This window comes from Vibrio sp. (assembly GCF_984391705.1).
Map to the genome: position 1 here is coordinate 1 of NZ_CFHWOM010000153.1, position 1,555 is coordinate 1,555.

The 1,555-nt window shown below is 44.6% G+C and carries 2 protein-coding genes; both read right to left on the reverse strand.

From position 1 onward, the window contains the following. Nucleotides 1-908 (reverse strand): AAA family ATPase (locus AC4MRV_RS22075; RefSeq protein ID WP_491189408.1); only part of this gene is annotated, 908 nt, incomplete at its 3' end. A gap of 62 nt (nucleotides 909-970) precedes the next feature. Further along, nucleotides 971-1,555 (reverse strand): tetratricopeptide repeat protein (locus AC4MRV_RS22080; protein WP_491189409.1); only part of this gene is annotated, 585 nt, incomplete at its 5' end.

The window sequence follows — 1,555 nt, forward strand, 5'->3', positions numbered from 1 at the left end:
ACATCATCAGGAGTCACATAATCACGACCTGCTAGCCAAGCATGAGCGCGACTGCTCTTGTCTAAGGCGATGGACGCTCGCGGGCTAACACCAACCTCAATCCATTTCGCCAATTTAGAATCTGGGTACAAATGAGGGAAACGTGTTGCCATAACAAGATCAACAATATATTGCTTAATTGATTGTGAACTATGAACACGCTTTACTGCTTCCTGTCCTATTTTAATATGCTCAACATGGCTAATTAATGCCGAGCCTGATGAATCATTTACTTGTTGATGTTCAGAAAACGTCGCACTTTCAAAAGAGGTGTTTTTTTCAATGTCACCTAGCTCTTCCCTGCGTACCAATTCAATGATCGCCAATTCAGCATCGTTGTTCGGATAGTCCACATGTACCTTCATCATGAACCGATCCATTTGAGCCTCTGGTAGTGGGTACGTCCCCTCTTGCTCAATTGGGTTTTGTGTCGCTATAACCAAGAAAGGATCAGGTAATTTACGCGTTTCACCTCCAACAGTTACCGTCCCCTCAGCCATAGCTTCTAGCAGTGCTGCTTGAACCTTCGCAGGAGCTCGGTTTATCTCATCCGCCAAAACCATGGAGCTAAAAATTGGACCCGGTTTAAACACCAAGCTTGACTGCTCCTTGTGGTACATCTGCGTCCCTGTAACATCTGAAGGCAGTAAATCGGGCGTAAACTGCACGCGACTAAACTCCAGATTGACCTGTTCTGATAGCACTTTTGCGGCACGAGTTTTAGCTGTACCCGGTAGGCCTTCCAAAAGAATGTGCCCACCCGTTAACAACGCAATCATCATTGATTTAGTGACGTGTTGTTGGCCAATGATCGATTGGTTTGTATGATCAATAAAATCGCAAATCGCCGCATGAGTCTCTTGGGACATGACATTACCTTACAAAGCTTGGTTGAGTTCTCGACTGCTAGTGGAAGCCGTCGAGAATCCTATTATTCAGATGGAGATGAGTCTCTTAGCTTTAAAACTACATCCTGAGGCGCAACAGTCTCTAGCTCGGTTAGACACTGGTTCGCGTCCTCTCCGGTATTCAATAGCGTTTCACATAAGGCGTAGAGATAAGCAGGTTGAGAACGACGCTGATATATCGATTCATATATGGAAATGGCTGTTTCAGGATCGGTATCTCGAATAAGCGTCGCATAGATATAGCCGTATGAACCACGAGTCGGCTCTAACTGATACGCAGTGCGTAACCTATGAATAGCGTCATTTGTTTGATTATTTCTCAGATACGCCAACCCGAGGCTGTAATGAAGTGCCGCTGAATCTGGATAGTTCAACAATGCTTGATTGAGCACTTTTCTTATTTCAAGTTCGTTACCTGACTGCTTCAGGTACTCTGCATAAACAATAAATACTCTTGGGTCGTCATACTTGTTTTGCATGTCAGTATAGAGAGCTTCAGCTTTTTGCTGCTCGTTTTGGATGTTGTAAAACCAAGCGCGCTCCAGATCCCCATCTAAATCCATTGGAAGTTGATTTAAATGACGTTCGATAGCTGGCACTAGCGTTTC